This window comes from Brumimicrobium aurantiacum (assembly GCF_003402975.1).
Lineage (GTDB): Bacteria > Bacteroidota > Bacteroidia > Flavobacteriales_D > Crocinitomicaceae > Brumimicrobium > Brumimicrobium aurantiacum.
Genome location: NZ_QURB01000006.1, coordinates 130,892 through 145,416, shown reverse-complemented (window position 1 = coordinate 145,416; position 14,525 = coordinate 130,892). Strand labels below are relative to the sequence as shown.

Here is a 14,525-nt window from a genome sequence, read left to right as displayed (position 1 = left end):
CATATATGGCAACAAAAGCAAAAGCTAAGTCAAGCACAACTGTCGCTGAGCGCTTAGACGCATTAGCGAATTTACAGAAAATTGATTCAGAAATTGATCGCATTTTAACGATTCGAGGAGAATTGCCTTTAGAGGTTGAAGATCTTGAAGCTGACATCGAAGGTCTTGAAAAAAGAGTTGAGAAGTTAACTGGCGAATTAAAAGATATAGAAGTAGAGATTACCGACCGTAAAAATGAGCAAAAAGACGCTCAAGCGGCAATTCTACAATATAAAGAAAAACAAAACAACGTACGTAATAACCGTGAGTTCGAATCTTTAAGCAAAGAAATTGAATACCAAGAATTGGAAATTCAATTACACGAGAAAAAAGTGAAAGAAGCGAAAGCACAAATTGCGCACAAGAAAGAAGTGATTGATGAAGTTCAAGAAAAACTAGCGGGTCGTAAGACTGACTTAAAGGCTAAGAAAGCGGAACTTGAAAACATCATTGCTGAAACAGAAAAAGACGAGGAAAAGCTTAGAAAGAAATCTGAAAAAGCGAAAAAACAATTAGACGATCATTTACAAACAGCATACAATAGACTACGCTCAAGCGCAAAGAATGGTTTAGCTGTTGTACCTGTTGATCGTGATTCATGTGGAGGATGTTTCAACAGAATCCCACCTCAACGTCAATTAGACATTATCCAAAAGAAGAAAATTATCATCTGTGAGCACTGTGGAAGAGTTTTAATTCCATCTGAAGAAGCAGAAGATTAATAATCAATCTTAGATTTTAATATTGAAAGCTCTAGCAAATGCTAGGGCTTTTTTTATTCTTAAATCAAACTCATTCCTTCCTAATAGCTCATTCCTATCTAATACTTGGTTTATTTTAAAGCACAAATAAATCTTGATTAAAGACTATTTAAAGCACATTTCATCAAGACAATACTTGATTACAGAGAAATCTATTTGGCTTTATTTCAATAAGTTTAAAACAAAAAAAAGCGAACTTAATAATCTAAGTTCGCTATTAAAATGATTCTTTCTTCTATCCTATTGCTTTGGATAATAATCTTTAAAAAGTATTTTTCGATAGATCACGGTAACAAAAATGGCATAGGTTAAAGCCATCACCATCAGTCCTAGCAAAGAAAAAATAAACAATGTTTTCGCAGACAAAGCACTTTCTGTGTCGGTCTTAATTTCTCTCATAATTTCATCTGAAGTCATCACACGAAATTCAGGATTGTGTACTTTTAAAGTATCTAAATAAGCTTCATCTTGAGCTTCTTCATAAATCACATCCATTCTTTCCGCGATTCTATTCTCTACAAATGATGGATTAATCGTGTCATAGTACAGAAACATGAAAGCAGATACGATCAATACATAAGGCGCTCCTGCTGTTAGTCCATTTTTAATATCAGACAATGGTGTTCCAACCCCATAACCTTCCTTCTTTTTTTCAAAATACAAACCTAAGCTAACGGCCAATAAAAGAAATAAGTTATTGATTAATCCTGGTTGAACAACGTTTTCTTGAAAAACACCAATTCCTAGAAAAATAAGCTTAATCGCTATCCAAGCACCTGAAAATAAAAGTGCATATTTTATTGCTGGTCGCATATCTACCTATCCGTTCATTGAAGATAAAAACTCTTCGTTATTTTTTGTATCCTTCATATGGCTTTTCATAAACTCCATAGCTTCAATTGGGTTCATATCTGCAATGTGCTTACGCAATAACCATACACGTTGAAGTGAATCTTTATCCATCAATAGATCTTCTCTTCTTGTTCCTGAAGTTAAAATATCAATGGCTGGGTAAATTCTTCTATTGGCAATTTTTCTATCCAATTGAAGCTCCATATTTCCAGTTCCTTTAAATTCTTCGAAAATTACCTCATCCATTTTAGATCCAGTATCAGTCAATGCTGTTGCTAATATAGAAAGCGAACCTCCGTTTTCTATTTTACGTGCAGCCCCGAAGAAACGTTTTGGTCTCTGTAATGCATTTGCATCCACACCACCTGAAAGTACTTTTCCTGAAGCAGGAGAAACAGTATTGTAAGCTCTAGCCAATCTTGTAATCGAATCCAATAAAATACAAACATCATGTCCACATTCTACCATACGCTTTGCTTTTTCAAGCACCATATTAGCAACTTTCACATGCTGGTCTGCTGGCTCATCAAATGTAGAAGCAATAACTTCCGCATTTACACTTCTTGCCATATCTGTTACCTCCTCAGGACGTTCGTCAATCAATAATATAATTAAATATGTCTCAGGATGATTGGCTGCAATTGCATTAGCAACATCTTTCAATAAAACAGTTTTACCTGTCTTTGGTTGAGCGACAATCATACCACGTTGTCCTTTTCCTATTGGAGCAAATAAATCCATAATTCGCGTAGACATTGACTCTTTTCTATGTCCAGTAATTTTGAATTTCTCATCTGGAAAAAGTGGGGTCAAATATTGGAAAGGAACTCGGTCACGAATAAATGCAGGGTCACGTCCATTAATTGAGTCCACACGTACTAATGGGAAATACTTCTCTCCTTCTTTTGGTGGTCGAATTGTTCCATAAACTGTATCTCCAGTTTTCAATCCGAACAATTTAATTTGACTATGACTTACATAAATATCATCAGGAGAAGAAAGGTAATTATAATCTGAAGAGCGTAAGAATCCAAATCCATCTTGCATTACTTCTAATACACCTTCCGCTGCAACAATTCCAGAAAGATCATATTTCTTTTCCCTCTGTTTTTGTTGATCGTTTTTTCTGTTCTGATTTTGATTATCGTTGCGACCTCCTTTCTGGTTATTGTCCTTTTTGGCAGGTCGGTGATTGTTATTCGTTTTGTTATTCTCTTTTGGCTTAGCCTTTACAAAGCCTTTGTTATTCTGCTGATTAGATTCTTGCGACTTTTGAGATGGCTTTTCTTTGGCGCCATTCGATTCAGTCGTTTTATTATTCGTATTGCGTTCTTGGCGTTCATTTCTTTTGCCCTTAGCGGCATCAGAATTTTCGTTATCAACAACAGCTTCTGTATTTTTAGATTTGACAACCCTTTTTCTAACTGGTTTTTTCGCTTCCTCATCACTATTGGTAGTTTCTTTAGGCGCGGATTCAGTTTTTGGGGTAGTTTCTTCAGAACCTGCGATTAAATCAACTAATTCTTGTTTTCGATATGATTCTACCTTTTTAATACCAATTGCTTTGGCAATTACGCGTAATTCAGGGAGTTTCTTCCCAGCTAATTCGTCTTTCTTCATCTAATTGTATGAAATAATAATGTAAAAGATAACTATTATGTTGTTGTTTTCTTTATATTGAGAATGCCGCAGAAAAGCGACGGTACAATAATACTAATTATCTTTAGTAAAAGCCAAATAATTGATAAAAAAAGTATTTATACTGATATATAGCGCAAATAAAAGGCTGAAATTGGATATTTAATTCTTATTTACGTTAAAAAACAATAGAATTACACACATTTTAATGCAAAATTTGATTCTTTTAATTAACAGAGAACTCTTTTAAATAAAACTCAAAAGCGAAGCATTTTCACTGTACAATTGATTGTATTCGAAAATCCTAAGAAGAGTATGTTTTTGGCTATTTTTTTGACACAAAAAAAAGGTCACACCTAAGTATGACCTTTTCATCTGGGTGGAAGATCGGTTTCGAACCGACGACCTCCTGAACCACAATCAGGCGCTCTAACCAGCTGAGCTACAACCACCATCTACTTTCAAAGTGCTTAAGTATCAACTTAATTACTCAAAGCGGTTGCAAATATAATGAAAATAAAACATCACAAAACTATTAACATTGCTTTTTTTTCAAAAAAATTACTGATTTCGAACAAACCCTTTAATAATCACCTACTTGACAAAAAACATTTTACTAATAAATTATCTTATTATGTATAATGTGTTAATAACATCCTTTGAATGGTAAATAAATTAAGCTTTCAAGCAGTATATTTGTAAAAAATCGCAAGAATGATAAAAATAGGATTAATTGGAACTGGACATTTAGGAAAAATTCATTTACGTTTAATTAAAGAATTATCAAATACTTTTGAATTGATTGGAATTTATGACAGTAATCCTGAACAAGCTCAAAGCGTAAGTAAAGAATACGATTGTAAAGCCTTCGATAGTGCTGAATCCCTAATTGACGAGGTAGATTGTGTTGACATTGTAACTCCAACAACAACACATTTCGAAACAGCATCTTTGGCCATCAAACGATCTACACATGTTTTTATTGAGAAACCTGTAACGCAAACAACTTATGAAGCTCGAGCGCTATTAGCTTTAGCTGAAGAAGCAAATGTTAAGGTACAAGTAGGACACGTAGAAAGGTTCAATCCTGCATTTAGAGCAGCTCTACCCTATTTTGATCAACCAATGTTTATTGAAACTCACCGTTTGGCACAGTTCAACCCTCGAGGTACGGATGTCCCGGTGATTCTAGACTTAATGATTCACGATATTGATGCAATTTTAAGCGTAGTCAATTCTTCTGTTAGAAAAATATCTGCTTCTGGAGTTGCTGTAGTTTCTGACACTCCCGATATCGCTAATGCAAGAATAGAATTCGACAATGGCTGTGTTGCCAACCTTACTTCTTCAAGAATATCACTTAAAAACATGCGTAAATCTCGATTTTTTCAAAAAAACGCTTACATCAGTGTAGATTTCCTAGAAAAAGAAATGGAAGTTGTACAAATGGAAGATTTAGAAGGTGAAGCTGGGCCTTACGACATGGTAATGGAAATGGGAAATGGAAAACCTTCAAAAAAAATCATCTTTGATAAACCAGAAATTACAGAATTAAATGCAATCAAAGAAGAGTTAAGAACATTTGCCGAATCAATTGAAAATGATACAACTCCGATCGTTCCTTTGGAAGATGGAATGATGGCATTGAGTGTTGCTGAGCAAATTCTAGACAAATTAAAAATGAACGGTTCAATACTTGAAAAGTAATAAACCCCGATATTCTTCGTTCTCAAATTAAATTAATATTTATGAAGCGCATAACCCTATTTATAGCATCACTTTTGATTCTATTATCTTGTGTGAAAGACCAACCAGAAGTGGCCTGGTTAAAAATTGACAAATGGATTTTAAATACAAACTTTGATGCTCAAAATCCACAAGGTGAAATGTCACACGATTTTTCTCAGGTCTTTGTTAACATGGACGGACAAAGCTTGGGGATGTATGAACTTCCTGCCAAAATCCCAGTGATTGGAGAAGGAGTTCATGAATTTGTATTATTACCTGGAATCATTAACAATGGGATTAGTGCAACGAAGAAAAGATATCCTTTCGTAGAAACCTTTACAAGTAATATTGAACTCATTAAAAATGACACAGTTTCAATTACGCCAACAACAAAATATTATTCGTCAATAAATTTTTTAATTGAAGATTTTGAAAGTCCAAGTATGCAACTTGAAGTATCAACAGAGTCAAACGCTACTTTAGGAAGAAATAACGATCCTGAATTCTTAAAGTGGGGTAACAACTATGGTGAAGTGATTTTAATGGATTCAAGCAACCTACTTTCAATGATTACAACTTTTAACACTGTACTTCCTAAATTAGGTTCTGAGGTTTATTTAGAGTTTGATTACCTTAATACCAATTCAATGCTCACAAGCGTTATTTCTTTTGGAAATGGAAATTATTATGAAGATCCTTACATTCTAATTAATCCGCAAGACGAAAACGAAGCCGTATGGAAACACGTATATCTAGACTTAAAAGAAATAGTTTCTTACAGACAAACAACCCCTATAAATGAGGCATCGTTTCAATTTGTTCTAGATGAAGATTTAAATTCAAGCTTCTTTTATATAGATAATATCAAACTCGTTTATCCATAGAGCAATTAACGATGAATCAAAACCGACTTAAATACACTTTCATCCTAAGTGACTTGTTGACAGCTGCAATTGCATGGGCTACATTCTACTATTTTCGTAAGGTTTATGTCGAAGTTGTTCCATTTGAAATTTCGGAACGATTTTATCTAGGAATGCTTTTCGTACCCTTATTTTGGATAAGTTTTTACTTCTTTTTCGGAACATACAACAATCTAAAAAGAATGTATTTCATGAAAATACTGCTGTATTCAATGCGTGCATTTCTGCTTGGAACAATCATCATCTTCCTTTTTTTAATTTTAGATGACAAAATCCCAAATCCGAGTTTTTACTATAATTTACTAATTGCCCTCTTCCTTATTCATTCTTTAATAACGATTATTCCAAGATTAATTCTAACCAATTACATCGTTGGGCGCATCAGAAAAAAACAAGATGGATTTAAAACCCTACTGATTGGTGGTAGTAAAAAAGCTGTTGACATCTACAAAGAAGTTGAGGAGCTCCCTAAAGGAATAGGATCAAACTTTATTGGATTTATTAATCTTAATGGCATTGATAACGATATTGCAAACCAATTACCTCACTTAGGTCATCTCAATGACTTAGAAAGTATTATTGACAATGAAAATATAGAAGAAGTCATTATCGCTTTAGATTCTTCAGAACAAGAGCGTTTAAAAAACATTATTGCTAGAATACAAGGAAGAGATATCAAAATCAAAATCAGCGCAAACATGTTTGATTTACTGAGTGGAAGTGTAAAGATGACCAACATTTTTGGAGCACTTTTAATTGAAGTAAACGATGAAATTATGCCGTATTGGCAATTTGTAGTTAAGCGATTCATGGATATTATCGCCTCTACAATTGCGATGCTTATTTTGCTACCTGTATATATAGTACTTTCCATCTTGGTAAAAAGCTCTTCGAAAGGTCCAGTTTTCTTTTTACAAGAGCGCATAGGTAAAAACGGAGTACCTTTTAAAATCATTAAGTTTAGGACAATGGTTGTTGATGCAGAAAAAACGGGGCCTCAACTTTCCTCAACCAATGATAGTCGTATAACTAAAATAGGGAAGTTTATGCGAAAAGTGAGATTGGATGAAATTCCACAATTTTGGAATGTAATTAAAGGTGAAATGTCTTTGGTTGGCCCTCGTCCAGAACGACAATTTTTTATTGATAAAATAGCAGAAAGAGAACCACAATTTTTACAATTAACGAAAGTTAAGCCAGGAATCACCTCATGGGGACAAGTGAAATTCGGTTATGCAGAAAACGTTGATGAAATGTTACAACGCATGAAATTTGACTTACTTTACCTCAAAAACATGTCCATTTCACTGGACTTAAAAATCTTACTTTATACTGTTGTCATTGTTTTTAAAGGTTCTGGAAAGTAATTTATCGATTGCAAATTTGGATTTAAACTAAATCCATCATGAATTCGTTTCACTTCTTTTCCGATAAAAATTTAGAATAATCCTTAACTCAATTCATAGTTTAATCTTATCTTTGGCAACGATGGAAACCCAAGTAATTCTCAACGCCAAGCAGTTTGATTTCACTCTGCAAAGGCTCTGTCGACAACTTATTGAAAATCATGATGATTTTTCAGATACAGTATTAATTGGACTACAACCCCGAGGAATCCGTGTCTTGAACCGTTTAAAAACTTTAATTGAATCTATTTTAGACAAGGAAATTCAATGTGGAAGTTTAGACATTACATTTCACAGAGACGATTTTAGACGTAGAGAAACTCCTCTTATCCCAAGTGTAACCAATATCGATTTTTCACTAGAAAACAGAAAAATAGTACTTGTAGATGACGTTCTCTACACCGGACGTACTATTCGTGCAGGACTCGACGCTATGCTGGCTTACGGTCGACCAAATAACGTTGAGTTACTAACTTTTGTTGACCGAAGGTTTAAACGCCACCTTCCTATTCAAGCAGACTATATTGGTAAAACAGTTGACTCACTAATTTCTGAGAGAGTTTCTGTTGAATGGAATGAAATTGAAGGAGAAGATAAAGTGATATTATATACCCCAGAGCAAAATGGATAATTTAAGTGTTGATCATCTAATAGGAATTGAACATCTCACTCCAAGAGATATTGAAATAATATTTGAAACTGCCGACCGATTTAAAGAGGTAATCAACAGACCCATTAAAAAAGTTCCGTCTTTACGTGACACAACAATTGCCAATGTATTTTTCGAAAATTCTACAAGAACAAAACTATCGTTTGAACTTGCCGAAAAAAGATTAAGTGCTGATGTTGTTAACTTTAGCGCCTCTGGTAGTTCTGTTAAGAAAGGAGAAACTTTAGTGGATACTGTAAATAATATTTTGTCTATGAAAGTAGACATGGTTGTTATGCGTCATCCCAATCCTGGTGCAGCAAAATTCCTTTCTGAAAGAGTGGATGCAAAAGTCATCAATGCAGGTGATGGAACACACGAACATCCAACACAAGCTTTACTTGACTCCTACTCTATTCGAGAAAAATTGGGAGAAGTAAAAGGAAAGAAAGTCGTTATTGTAGGAGATATTTTACACTCACGTGTTGCGCTTTCAAATATTTACGCATTACAGAAACAAGGGGCTGAAGTGATGGTTTGTGGACCAACAACCCTAATCCCGAAATACATTCACGAATTAGGTGTAAAAGTAGAACACAATCTAAGAAAAGCTCTTGAATGGTGTGATGTTGCCAATATGTTAAGAATCCAATTGGAAAGACAAGACATTCAATACTTTCCTTCTCTGAGAGAATACACAATGCTGTATGGATTGGATAAAAAACTACTGGATAGCTTATCTAAAAAAATTGTGGTGATGCATCCTGGACCAATTAACCGAGGAGTTGAAATTACGAGCGATGTGGCCGACAGTAAGCAATCCATCATCTTAAATCAAGTTGAAAATGGAGTTGCAATCCGTATGGCGGTGATTTACTTATTCGCCTCAAAGATTAACCGTTGATATATTTTATTATTTTTGAAGAAACGAACCTGAAATGAATTTCGAAACATTAAACAAAGAAAACTATAGCATTATCTCTTCAACAGTTGATAAAATAAACATGTCGAATGCCTCTGAATTAAAATCTATTATTTCAGGCATCAATAAAAACAACGTGAGTAACATCATCATTGATTTAACTAAATCTAGTTATTGTGACTCATCGGGTTTAAGCGCATTATTATCTGCCAATCGTCTTTGTAAAAACTCAAATGGTAAATTTATTCTTACAGGACTTCAACCCAATGTAAAAAAGATGATAGAAATTGCTCAACTTCACCGTGTTTTAACCATCACAGAAAATTTAGAAGAAGCGGAGCAAGCAATAGTTTAATTCAATGAGTTTTAATGTTACAATATTAGGTTCTGGCGCTGCTGTTCCTACGTTAAAAAGAGGTACCACTTCCCAACTTGTTACATGTAATCAGCGAACAATTTTAATCGATTGTGGAGAAGGAACGCAAATCCAAATGCGTAAATTCAAGGTGAAGTTTCAAAATATTCAGGTTATTTTAATTTCACATCTTCATGGAGACCATGTTTTTGGTTTACCAGGACTCATCAGTACTATGCAACTTTTAGGTCGTCAAGATCCACTTAAAATTATTGGTCCAAAAGGCATCAAGGAATTCTTATTGAATCAATTCAAATTGTCTGGACTATACAATGGTTTTCCGCTTGAATTTACTGAACTAGAAACTAACGCAAAGCAAATCGTTTTTGAAGACAAGTGCCTCGAAATTCACACTTTCCCATTGAAACATCGTATTCAAACGCAAGGCTACCGCATCAATGAAAAACCTGGTAAACGAAGATTAGACGTAGAAGCATTTGAAGCTTCTGGAGCAAGTAGGTCTTATATTCAAAAATTGATTGCAGGAGATGACATCATGGACAACGAAGGACGAATAGTTAAATCTGAAGATGTTACCTTTCCACCAAAACCAATAAAATCATATGCTTTTTGTTCGGACACTGCTTATTTACCCGAACTAATTGATTCCTTAAAAGACGTTGACTTACTTTATCACGAAGCCACATTTTTAGACAAAGAAAGTGAACGCGCTGTAGAAACATTTCATTCAACAGCTAAACAAGCGGCAACAATTGCGTTAAAATCAAATGCCAAACGATTAATTCTCGGTCATTTTTCAGCAAGATATAAATCAATGGAAAATCACCAGCTTGAAGCGGAAAGCATTTTTGAAAGAGTTTACATCCCTACAGATGGGGAAATTTTCCATGTTTAGTCTTTCTGGAAATAAAACGGGGTGAGAACTTGAATAAATAAATTACTCTATTGCTTCAAACATTTCATCGGCTTTTTTTCTTGAAAAAGCATTAAAATGCCACCATTCAGTTTCGATGACCCAAAAACCTCCTTTACGCATGACATCCCTCAATAATTTTCTATTTTGAACTTGTAAAATTGTCAATTCTCCAGAGGCCAGAAACTTCTCTTCATGGCGCGGATAGGCAATTTTTCTTAAATCATCATAACCTGCTCCCATATCCAAAACTCCTTTAGAATATTTATTCATGATGGTTAAATCTACAGCACAACCATAGTTATGAATTGAACCGTTTTTTGGATTACTCACAAATTTCACTCTTTCCTTAAAAGGAATGGTATCTAAGGCATCCCACATTTCTTGTTGAACAGAGCGTGGACGTGTTCCATCAAAAACCAATAAAGTAAGCGTAGAATCTATAGCTTGTAATGCTTTTTGAGCTTTGGATAATCTTTCCGCAACAACAGGTTGAAGATAAACTTTGTCATAGCCAGGATATAAAACACGATTCATAAAATTATCATCAGTGGCATACTTTACATCTACATGAATAGTGGGATCTACCGCTTGGATATCGACTAAACCTGCTGCCTCCATTTTCAATTGTAAATCACTCACGACCTCTGGCTCCTTTTCTACTACAACTGTATCTTTTTCTAAATTATCACTGTTATCAACCTGAACAGAATCTTCACTCCAAACATCGGATTTCACCTTATTATTAGACTTTTCATCATTTGAACATCCAACAAACAAAAGTACAGAAAACAACATTCCAAAAGCATTCAATTTCATATCAATCAATTATTAGATTCAAACAATAAAGTTATAATAATTCTAAGATTTTAAAAGATTCTATCCAAAAAATAGGTCATTAGATAAAGGTCAAAACTAAAGTTATTAACAACTTCAAAATTAAGTTGGATTATAGAAATAAAAGCGAAATATTTGCACTTGGTCTATCATTCTAAAGTAGAATATTTAAACCATAACAGAATAGTTTTTTTGAGAAAATCTGTTTAAAATAGGCAGATAAATAAGCTAACTATTGAGATACTAAGCGATTGATCAAAAGGATAAAAATTAGTTCAGTACTGATTAAATATTTCTAACATTATTCTGTTATTATTTAAATGAAACAATAAGCTATTCGGTTAAAATTTATTCCGTATCTTGTTTTTTCAATAGAGTTATACTGTTTAAAATTATATAAATCATGGGTAAGATAATTGCCATTGCAAATCAGAAGGGAGGAGTTGGTAAAACAACCACAGCAGTCAATTTAGGCGGTAGTTTTGGTGTTTTAGAATACAAGACATTAATTGTTGATGCTGATCCACAAGCAAACGCAACATCCGGAGTAGGATTTGATCCAAAACAAACACGTAATATTTATGATTGTTTGATTAATGATGTGCATCCTTCAGAGGTGATTTTAACAACTGAAAACCCTAATTTGGATGTTCTTCCATCTCACATAGATTTGGTAGGTGCCGAGTTAGAAATGATCAATATGCCCAATCGAGAACACCTAATGAAAAAGGTGCTTGACAAAGTAAAAGATCGCTATGATTTCATCCTTATTGACTGTTCTCCATCATTGGGATTAATAACCGTAAACGCTTTAACAGCTGCTAATTCAGTAATTGTTCCTGTTCAGTCAGAATACTATTCTTTGGAAGGATTAGGAAAACTATTGAACACTATTAAAATTATTCAAGGTCGATTGAACACAGAATTGGATATTGAAGGAATCTTAATTACGCTTTATGATACACGTTTAAGATTGGCCAATCATGTCGTGGAAGAATTAAAAACACATTTCCAGGATTTGGTATTTGACACTGTAATTCATCGAAACACCAACTTGGCAGAAGCACCATCTCATGGTTCTACGATCATTATGCATGATGCTACAAGTAAAGGTGCCGTAAACTACCTTAATCTTGCAAGAGAGATAATTCAAAAAGAAGAAGCCGTTAAATTAACTGACAACAACAATAAAATTTCATTAGAAGATGAGCTCTAATTCAAAGAAAAGACCAGCACTAGGAAAAGGATTAAGTGCATTATTAGAAAGTTCAAAAACTGACATCACTTCTGAGGATTTATCAGATTCTTCAGTATTGGGGTCCGTTGCCTTATTACCTATTTCTTCAATAGAAGCGAACCCATTCAATCCGAGAACACATTTTGAGGAAACAGCACTGAATGAATTGAAGGAATCTATTGCTACTCATGGAATTATTCAGCCAATTACGGTTAGAAAATTAGGCAGAAGCAATTACCAATTAATTTCTGGTGAGCGTAGATTTAAAGCTTCTCAATTGGCAGGATTAAAAGAAATTCCAGCATATATTCGTGTGGCCAATGACCAAACAATGTTGGAAATGGCATTGGTTGAAAACATTCAACGTCAAGACTTAAACGCCATAGAAGTTGCTTTGTCTTACCACCGTTTAATTGAAGAATGTAATTTAACACAGGAAAAACTAGCGCAGCAAATTTCAAAAAGTAGAACATCAATTACCAATCATTTGCGTTTATTGAAGTTGCCTGCAAAAATTCAATTGTCTGTTCGTGAAAATGAAATCTCGATGGGACACGCAAGGGCATTAGTTGGTATTGAAGATGAATCAAAACAATTAAACCTTTTTGAAAGGGTAATTGAAGAGAAACTTTCAGTTCGAGATTTAGAAAACATTTTACGTGAGGATAAAAACAAAACTGAAGAGCCTAAAAAGAAAGAAGCAAAACCAGTTGTAACCAACCGTCAAGTTGACTTTACTCAGGAGTTTTCTGATAGAGTAGCTGCAAAGGTTCAAATAAAAAAGCAACCTACAGGAAATGGTAAGTTAATCATCAACTTTAACTCTGAGGTAGACTTGAATCGTATTATTGAAATCTTGAACGAATAATAAAAATGCGTTTCACAATAGTCCTTTTTCTTTGTATTTCATTTGTTTCTTCCGCACAAGAGGAAATTGACACAAACTCCTATCCGCTTGATTCTACTCAGGTTTTTGAGGAAGAAAAGGACACCTTACATTCTCCTAAAAAAGCGGCGTTATATTCTTTAATACCCGGTGGAGGTCAAATTTACAATCATTTGGCCATGCCTAAAGGAAAGAAAAAGGCTTTTTGGAAAATTCCTATTATCTATGCTGGACTTGGATATACAGGATATAAATTTTTACAAAATCACGCTTTACAAAAAGATTTAAAAGAAGAGTATTTATACAGATCTGAAAATGAATCACCTAATCTTGAGGCATACGCTTCGTATGATGATCAAGGAATCTTGACTTTATTTGAAGATGCTAGAAGGTCAAGAGATTTAATGATTTTTGCGTTTATCGCTGTCTATGGACTAAACATTTTAGACGCCCATGTTGAAGCACATTTTGTCAATTTTGATATATCAAAAGACCTATCTTTAAACATAAGACCTTCGTTGCAAGGTTTTCGTACTCCAGGACTCTCTTTTAACCTTAATTTTCGCTAAAAAAACGAAAGAATCAGTGATTATTTTAAATTTGTAGCACTCTAAAAACAAGTATATGAAAATCGTATTGGTGGGTTACGGAAAGATGGGAAAAGAAATTGAAAAAATTTTAGTTTCTCGTGGTCATGAAGTAATTGGAAAGGCAACAAAAGACAATCCACTTTCTTCAGAAATGGTAAAAAATGTAGATGCTGCAATTGATTTCTCAACACCTGATTCTGTTTTAGATAACATCAATTTTCTAATAACTCACAAGATTCCAAGTATTATTGGAACTACAGGTTGGAATGAATCATATGATGAAGTTAAGCATCGAATTGATACTGAAGACGGAGCAATGGTTCATGCATCAAACTTTAGTGTAGGTGTTAATTTATTTTTCAAATTAAATGAACAACTCGCTAAATTAATGGAGCCATACAAAGAATATACTCCAGAAATGACAGAAATTCACCATACAGAGAAATTAGATGCTCCAAGTGGTACGGCGATCTCATTGGCCACTGATCTTCTTCAGAACCACACTCAATTCAATGATTGGTATTGTCCACAAAATGATAAAAAATCAAAAAGTGGCAATAAATTAAAGATTGAAGCCGTTAGAGAGCATGATGTTAAAGGAACCCATACAATTTCGTACCAATCAAAAATTGACACTATTTCCATTACGCATGAAGCTCACAACCGTGAAGGATTTGCCTTAGGAGCAGTGATTTCCGCTGAATGGATTCAAAATAAAAAAGGAATATTTACAATGAAAGACGTTTTAGCACTTTCTTAAAAAATAAA

Annotated in this window: 15 protein-coding genes and 1 tRNA gene; 12 read left to right on the top strand and 4 right to left on the bottom strand. The window is 34.0% G+C overall.

Annotation, left to right across the window (positions count from 1 at the left end; translation table 11 throughout):
- Window positions 1-5 precede the first annotated feature (5 nt).
- Complete coding sequence (locus DXU93_RS10560) at window positions 6-761, top strand: zinc ribbon domain-containing protein (protein ID WP_116881257.1); 756 nt, start codon at window positions 6-8, stop codon at window positions 759-761.
- A 279-nt stretch (window positions 762-1,040) separates the two neighbouring features.
- Here the strand turns inward: DXU93_RS10560 and DXU93_RS10555 are convergent, their stop codons facing one another.
- The 3 genes from DXU93_RS10555 to DXU93_RS10545 form a co-directional block, all read right to left on the bottom strand.
- Window positions 1,041-1,613: a hypothetical protein gene (locus DXU93_RS10555; protein ID WP_116881256.1), complete on the bottom strand. Its 573-nt coding sequence runs from the start codon at window positions 1,611-1,613 to the stop codon at window positions 1,041-1,043.
- Between the two features lie 6 nt (window positions 1,614-1,619).
- Complete coding sequence (gene rho, locus DXU93_RS10550) at window positions 1,620-3,272, bottom strand: transcription termination factor Rho (protein WP_116881255.1); 1,653 nt, start codon at window positions 3,270-3,272, stop codon at window positions 1,620-1,622.
- A gap of 395 nt (window positions 3,273-3,667) precedes the next feature.
- A tRNA-His gene (locus DXU93_RS10545) sits at window positions 3,668-3,743 on the bottom strand.
- A gap of 261 nt (window positions 3,744-4,004) precedes the next feature.
- On the opposite strand from DXU93_RS10545, the gene DXU93_RS10540 reads away from it, so the two are divergent.
- The 7 genes from DXU93_RS10540 (at window position 4,005) to DXU93_RS10510 (ending at window position 10,189) form a co-directional block, all read left to right on the top strand.
- The gene (locus DXU93_RS10540; protein ID WP_116881254.1) at window positions 4,005-4,997 is read left to right on the top strand and encodes a Gfo/Idh/MocA family protein; all 993 of its coding nucleotides are present in this window, start codon (window positions 4,005-4,007) and stop codon (window positions 4,995-4,997) included.
- 41 nt (window positions 4,998-5,038) lie between these two features.
- Window positions 5,039-5,902, top strand: coding sequence for a hypothetical protein (locus tag DXU93_RS10535; protein WP_123776112.1), 864 nt, complete (start codon window positions 5,039-5,041; stop codon window positions 5,900-5,902).
- An 11-nt stretch (window positions 5,903-5,913) separates the two neighbouring features.
- Complete coding sequence (locus DXU93_RS10530; RefSeq protein WP_116881252.1) at window positions 5,914-7,308, top strand: sugar transferase; 1,395 nt, start codon at window positions 5,914-5,916, stop codon at window positions 7,306-7,308.
- Between the two features lie 121 nt (window positions 7,309-7,429).
- A complete protein-coding gene (gene pyrR, locus DXU93_RS10525; protein WP_116881251.1) occupies window positions 7,430-7,978 on the top strand; it encodes a bifunctional pyr operon transcriptional regulator/uracil phosphoribosyltransferase PyrR in 549 nt (182 codons plus the stop codon).
- Window positions 7,971-8,900: an aspartate carbamoyltransferase catalytic subunit gene (locus DXU93_RS10520; RefSeq protein ID WP_116881250.1), complete on the top strand. Its 930-nt coding sequence runs from the start codon at window positions 7,971-7,973 to the stop codon at window positions 8,898-8,900. The genes pyrR and DXU93_RS10520 overlap by 8 nt, the downstream gene beginning before the upstream one ends.
- A gap of 34 nt (window positions 8,901-8,934) precedes the next feature.
- On the top strand, window positions 8,935-9,273 hold the full coding sequence (locus tag DXU93_RS10515) for an STAS domain-containing protein (protein WP_116881249.1): 339 nt from the start codon (window positions 8,935-8,937) through the stop codon (window positions 9,271-9,273).
- Between the two features lie 4 nt (window positions 9,274-9,277).
- The gene (locus tag DXU93_RS10510; protein ID WP_116881248.1) at window positions 9,278-10,189 is read left to right on the top strand and encodes a ribonuclease Z; all 912 of its coding nucleotides are present in this window, start codon (window positions 9,278-9,280) and stop codon (window positions 10,187-10,189) included.
- Window positions 10,190-10,231: 42 nt separating this feature from the next.
- Here DXU93_RS10510 and DXU93_RS10505 read toward each other — a convergent pair whose 3' ends face one another.
- Window positions 10,232-11,026 carry a M15 family metallopeptidase gene (locus DXU93_RS10505; protein ID WP_116881247.1) on the bottom strand — a complete coding sequence of 265 codons (795 nt, stop codon included), beginning with the start codon at window positions 11,024-11,026 and terminating at the stop codon, window positions 10,232-10,234.
- A gap of 421 nt (window positions 11,027-11,447) precedes the next feature.
- Here DXU93_RS10505 and DXU93_RS10500 point away from each other — a divergent pair, with 421 nt between their 5' ends.
- The 4 genes from DXU93_RS10500 to dapB are packed head-to-tail and all read left to right on the top strand — an operon-like array spanning window position 11,448 to window position 14,517.
- Window positions 11,448-12,260 carry a ParA family protein gene (locus DXU93_RS10500; protein WP_116881246.1) on the top strand — a complete coding sequence of 271 codons (813 nt, stop codon included), beginning with the start codon at window positions 11,448-11,450 and terminating at the stop codon, window positions 12,258-12,260.
- Window positions 12,250-13,149 carry a ParB/RepB/Spo0J family partition protein gene (locus DXU93_RS10495; RefSeq protein WP_116881245.1) on the top strand — a complete coding sequence of 300 codons (900 nt, stop codon included), beginning with the start codon at window positions 12,250-12,252 and terminating at the stop codon, window positions 13,147-13,149. Before DXU93_RS10500 ends, DXU93_RS10495 begins: the two co-directional genes overlap by 11 nt.
- A gap of 5 nt (window positions 13,150-13,154) precedes the next feature.
- Window positions 13,155-13,736 carry a DUF5683 domain-containing protein gene (locus DXU93_RS10490; RefSeq protein ID WP_116881244.1) on the top strand — a complete coding sequence of 194 codons (582 nt, stop codon included), beginning with the start codon at window positions 13,155-13,157 and terminating at the stop codon, window positions 13,734-13,736.
- A gap of 55 nt (window positions 13,737-13,791) precedes the next feature.
- Window positions 13,792-14,517, top strand: a complete 726-nt coding sequence (gene dapB / locus DXU93_RS10485) for a 4-hydroxy-tetrahydrodipicolinate reductase (protein ID WP_116881243.1) — start codon at window positions 13,792-13,794, stop codon at window positions 14,515-14,517.
- The last annotated feature ends 8 nt before the right edge of the window (window positions 14,518-14,525 follow it).

Bases quoted from the DNA above. Each gene is read 5' to 3' on its own strand.
- DXU93_RS10560 (WP_116881257.1), top strand. From the start codon at position 6: ATGGCAACAAAAGCAAAAGCTAAGTCAAGCACAACTGTCGCTGAGCGC.
- DXU93_RS10555 (WP_116881256.1), bottom strand. From the start codon at position 1,613: ATGCGACCAGCAATAAAATATGCACTTTTATTTTCAGGTGCTTGGATA.
- rho (WP_116881255.1), bottom strand. From the start codon at position 3,272: ATGAAGAAAGACGAATTAGCTGGGAAGAAACTCCCTGAATTACGCGTA.
- DXU93_RS10540 (WP_116881254.1), top strand. From the start codon at position 4,005: ATGATAAAAATAGGATTAATTGGAACTGGACATTTAGGAAAAATTCAT.
- DXU93_RS10535 (WP_123776112.1), top strand. From the start codon at position 5,039: ATGAAGCGCATAACCCTATTTATAGCATCACTTTTGATTCTATTATCT.
- DXU93_RS10530 (WP_116881252.1), top strand. From the start codon at position 5,914: ATGAATCAAAACCGACTTAAATACACTTTCATCCTAAGTGACTTGTTG.
- pyrR (WP_116881251.1), top strand. From the start codon at position 7,430: ATGGAAACCCAAGTAATTCTCAACGCCAAGCAGTTTGATTTCACTCTG.
- DXU93_RS10520 (WP_116881250.1), top strand. From the start codon at position 7,971: ATGGATAATTTAAGTGTTGATCATCTAATAGGAATTGAACATCTCACT.
- DXU93_RS10515 (WP_116881249.1), top strand. From the start codon at position 8,935: ATGAATTTCGAAACATTAAACAAAGAAAACTATAGCATTATCTCTTCA.
- DXU93_RS10510 (WP_116881248.1), top strand. From the start codon at position 9,278: ATGAGTTTTAATGTTACAATATTAGGTTCTGGCGCTGCTGTTCCTACG.
- DXU93_RS10505 (WP_116881247.1), bottom strand. From the start codon at position 11,026: ATGAAATTGAATGCTTTTGGAATGTTGTTTTCTGTACTTTTGTTTGTT.
- DXU93_RS10500 (WP_116881246.1), top strand. From the start codon at position 11,448: ATGGGTAAGATAATTGCCATTGCAAATCAGAAGGGAGGAGTTGGTAAA.
- DXU93_RS10495 (WP_116881245.1), top strand. From the start codon at position 12,250: ATGAGCTCTAATTCAAAGAAAAGACCAGCACTAGGAAAAGGATTAAGT.
- DXU93_RS10490 (WP_116881244.1), top strand. From the start codon at position 13,155: ATGCGTTTCACAATAGTCCTTTTTCTTTGTATTTCATTTGTTTCTTCC.
- dapB (WP_116881243.1), top strand. From the start codon at position 13,792: ATGAAAATCGTATTGGTGGGTTACGGAAAGATGGGAAAAGAAATTGAA.